Origin of the sequence: Micromonospora endophytica (genome assembly GCF_003236305.1) — a bacterium.
Taxonomy (GTDB): Bacteria; Actinomycetota; Actinomycetes; order Mycobacteriales; family Micromonosporaceae; genus Micromonospora; species Micromonospora endophytica.
Genome location: NZ_POTX01000373.1, coordinates 1 through 4,010, shown reverse-complemented (window position 1 = coordinate 4,010; position 4,010 = coordinate 1). Strand labels below are relative to the sequence as shown.

The following is a 4,010-nucleotide window of genomic DNA, read 5'->3' as shown; positions in this document are numbered from 1 at the left end:
GCCCTCGGCCACCGGACCCCGCCAAGATCCGCACAACTTCAGGGAAGATGCTGCTTCTCGGCAGGTCGAGGCAGCATCTTCCCTGAAGTTGTCAACGAAGACCTGTGGGGATGTGGTCAGCGGGCCGGGGTTACCAGGCCGGCTTCGTAGGCGGCGATGACCAGGTGCACCCGGTCCCGGGCGCCGAGTTTGGTGAAGAGGCGGGCCACGTGCGCCTTGGCGGTCGCCGGGCTGATCACGAGCTGGTCGGCGATCTCGCCGTTGGACAGGCCCCGACCGACCAGGGTGAGCACCTCGCGCTCCCGGGCGGTGATCCCGGTGAGGGCCCGGGGTGCGGGTGCCACCGGCCGGCTGACGAAATCGGCGATGAGCCGGCGGGTCACCCCCGGGGCGATGAGCGCGTCTCCGGCGGCGACCACCCGGATCGCGGCGAGGATGTCCTCCAGCGCCATGTCCTTGACCAGGAAGCCGCTCGCCCCGGCGCGCAGCGCGCCGTGCACGTGCTCGTCGTCGTCGAACGTGGTGAGCACCAGCACCCGGGTCGGGCCGCCGGCCGCGGTGATCGCCCGGGTCGCCTGGATGCCGTCCGTGCCCGGCATCCGCAGGTCCATCAGCACCACGTCGGGTGCCGCCTCCCGGGCCAGGCGTACCGCCTCGGCGCCGGTGCCGGCCTCACCGACCACCTCGATGTCCGGCACGTCGGCGATCAACACCCGCAACCCGGCCCGGACCAACGGCTGGTCGTCGACGAGCAGCACCCGGACGCTCACGGCCGCACCACCGCACCCAACTGGTCCCCGCCAACCGGCCGGTCACCGTCGGTCGGCTGATCGCCGCCAGCCGGACGGTCGTCGTCAGCCGGCTGAGCCCCGCCGCTCGGCCGGTCACCGTCGATCGGCGTGCGGACCGGCAGTCGGGCGGTCACCCGGAAGCCGCTCTCGGGTCGCGGCCCGGCCCGGAAGTCGCCGCCGAGGGCCAGGGCTCGTTCCCGCATGCCGATCAAGCCGTGTCCCTCGCCGCCGACCGAGCCGCCCCGGCCGTCGTCGATCACCTCGACGGTGACCTCGTCGGCACAGGACACAGTGACCCGGCAGGCGTCGACGCCCGCGTGGCGTACCACGTTGGTGAGCCCTTCCTGGACGATGCGGAACGCGGCGAGGCCGACCTCCGGTGGGACCGGGCGGTCGCCGTACCGGCGCAGCTCGACCCGGACCCCGGCGTCGGCCGCCGCCGCGACCAGCCGGTCCAGATCCGCCAGGCCGGGCGTCGGATCCAGCGACGCCGCCTCCCCCGCGCCGCGACGCAGCGCGCCGAGGGTACGCCGCAGCTCGGCCAGGGTGTCCCGGCTGGTCGCCTCGATGGTGGCCAGCGCGGCACGGGCCTGCGCCGGCTGGGTGTCGATCACCCGGGCCCCCACGCCGGCCTGGATGGCGATGACCCCGATGCTGTGCGCCACCATGTCGTGCAGCTCGCGGGCGATGCGCAGCCGTTCGGCGGTGACCGCCTCGGCGGCGGCGTGCGCCCGCAGCGCCGCCGCATGGTCCCGCCGCGTCCGCATCGAGTTGCCGACCATCCAGGCGGTCACGACCGTCAGCACGGACAGCGGGGCCTGATCGGCGCCTTCCACCTTTCCGTTCACGAACGGTACGAGCAGCTGTGTCACGAGCACCACGACGGCAGCGAGCCCGGACACCCGGCGGGACCGGTTGGCGGCGACCACGCCCAGCGCCGCGTCGACGGCGAGGAACTGCACGTTGAACAGGATGCTGTGATACCCGTGGTCCCCGGCGTGCACGGTGGCGCTGGTCATCGTCGCACCGAGCAGCATCAGCCCCAGCCCGGTCAGCGGCCGGCGGCGCAGCAACGCCGCTGGCAGGGCCACGATCAGCAGCGGCACCAGGTATCGCTCGGGCAGCCACCAACCCATGACGCCGACACCGCCACCGCTCGTCGCCACGACCGGCGCCAGCGCCCAGAGCAGCGGCAGGACGGCCACCCCGGCCCAGGCCAGCACCGTCCGCACCGCCGACAGGGCGGTACGCGACCAGATCCGGGCGGTGGCCTCCACGCCGCACACGGTATCCAGCCAGGCACGGTGTGGGCATCGGCCCACGGGCGTACGCCCTCGGGACAGTGCCCGGCGCGGCGGTGTGGCCGGCGGGCCGACGCCGCGCGCCCCGGTCTTCGGCAGGGTGGACTTCATGATCGAAATTGATGGCCTGACCAGGCGGTACGGCCGCACCACCGCCGTCGACCACCTGAGCCTGACCGTCCGGCCGGGCCACGTGACCGGCTTCCTCGGCCCCAACGGCGCCGGCAAGTCCACCACCCTGCGCATGATCCTCGGGCTGACCACGCCGACCAGCGGCACCGTCACCGTCAGCGGCGTCCGGTTCCGGGACCTTCCCCGCGGGCTGCGGCACGCCGGGGCGCTGCTGGACGCGGGCGATGTGCACGGTGGACGCAGCGCCCGGGCCCACCTGGCGGCCCTGGCCCGCAGCAACGGCATCAGCGTCGGGCGGGTCGACGAGGTGCTGAGACAGGTAGGTCTCGAGAGTGCGGCCGGCCGCCGGGTCGGCGGGTTCTCGCTCGGCATGCGGCAACGCCTCGGCATCGCCGCCGCGCTGCTCGGTGACCCGCCAGTGCTGCTCTTCGACGAGCCGTTCAACGGACTGGACCCGGAGGGTGTGCGCTGGGTGCGGAAGCTGTTCCGGCGGCTCGCCGCCGAGGGGCGCACCGTCTTCGTCTCCAGTCACCTGATGGGCGAGATGGAGCACTGCGCCGACCACCTCGTGGTCATCGGCCGGGGCCGGCTGATCGCCGAGGAGTCCCTCGCCGAGTTCGCCGCCCGGGCCGGCCGATCGGAGGTGGTCGTCCGTACCCCCGATCCGGCGTCGCTCGGGACCACGCTGACCACCGAGGGCGCGAGCGTGCGGCCCGATCCGGACGGGACGCTTGCGGTGACCGGCCTGACCGCCGAACGGATCGCCGAACTGGCCCTCGGTCTGCGGATCCCGCTGCACGAACTGACCACCCGTACCGCCTCGCTGGAGGAGGCATTCATGGCGCTCACCGCCGCCGACGTCGAGTACGCCACCGGGGAGGACCGATGACCACCGTGACCCCGCCCGCCACCACGCCCACCCGGACGACGCAGCCGGCGCGCTTTCGCGATCTGCTCGCCGCCGAATGGATCAAGCTCTGGTCGTTGCGCTCGACCTGGGGCGCGTTCGCCCTGATCCTGCTCGCCATGGTCGGCCTCGCCATCCACGCCGCCCTGGTCACCCACGCGGGCTGGCCGGACTGGTCGGCCGAGCGGCGGGCGGTTCGCTCCCCGCTCTGGGACGCCTTCCCCACCCAGGCGCAGATGTTCGTGGTACTCGCGGCCAGTGGCGTCGGCGCGGTCGCGATCGGCGGCGAGTACGCCTCCGGGCTGCTGCGTACCACCTTCGCGGCCGTCCCCCGGCGCGGCGCCGTCGCCGCCGCCAAACTGACCGTGCTGACCGGTGTGCTGACCCTGCTCGGGGTGCTGGGCGCGGCGGCGGCGTTCGCGGCGTCGCAGGCCATCCTGGCCGACGTGGGCGCGGCCATGTCGGTCGGCGACCCCGGCGCGCTGCGCGGCATCGCCGCCTCGGCGCTGCTGGTGCCCCTCTGCGCACTGATCGGCATGGCCTTGGCGGCGTTGATCCGGCACACCGCCCCCGCGATCGTGACCGCCGCGACGGTGCTGCTCCTGCTGCCCACCGCCGTCAACGAGGACGAACGCTGGACCGCGCTGCTGCGGCACGCCATGCCGGTGCCGGCCTGGCAACGGTTGATCGAGCCGACCGGTCCCCCGCCGTGGACCAACGAGCTGTACCCGGCCACCGTCTCCGGCGCCTGGACCACGTACGCCACCTGGACAGTGGCGACCGCCCTGATCATCGTGTTCGCGCTACACCGCCGCGAACCCTAACCCCCCACCCCCAATACCTGTCTCTTATACACCTTTCTAAGCCCACAAGACTAGC

General features: G+C 73.5%; 4 protein-coding genes. 2 read left to right on the top strand and 2 right to left on the bottom strand.

The window, feature by feature from the left end:
• Window positions 1–116: 116 nt before the first annotated feature.
• Both C1I93_RS29225 and C1I93_RS29220 read right to left on the bottom strand, forming a co-directional pair.
• Window positions 117–770, bottom strand: a complete 654-nt coding sequence (locus tag C1I93_RS29225) for a response regulator (protein ID WP_111246484.1) — start codon at window positions 768–770, stop codon at window positions 117–119.
• On the bottom strand, window positions 767–2,068 hold the full coding sequence (locus tag C1I93_RS29220) for a sensor histidine kinase (protein WP_212808319.1): 1,302 nt from the start codon (window positions 2,066–2,068) through the stop codon (window positions 767–769). The genes C1I93_RS29225 and C1I93_RS29220 overlap by 4 nt, the downstream gene beginning before the upstream one ends.
• A 133-nt stretch (window positions 2,069–2,201) precedes the next feature.
• On the opposite strand from C1I93_RS29220, the gene C1I93_RS29215 reads away from it, so the two are divergent.
• Together C1I93_RS29215 and C1I93_RS29210 are read left to right on the top strand one after the other, a co-directional pair.
• Entirely contained in the window at window positions 2,202–3,113 is a 912-nt protein-coding gene (locus tag C1I93_RS29215; RefSeq protein WP_111246485.1) for an ABC transporter ATP-binding protein, read from the top strand.
• The gene (locus C1I93_RS29210) at window positions 3,110–3,955 is read left to right on the top strand and encodes an ABC transporter permease (RefSeq protein ID WP_111246482.1); all 846 of its coding nucleotides are present in this window, start codon (window positions 3,110–3,112) and stop codon (window positions 3,953–3,955) included. The genes C1I93_RS29215 and C1I93_RS29210 overlap by 4 nt, the downstream gene beginning before the upstream one ends.
• Window positions 3,956–4,010 lie beyond the last annotated feature (55 nt).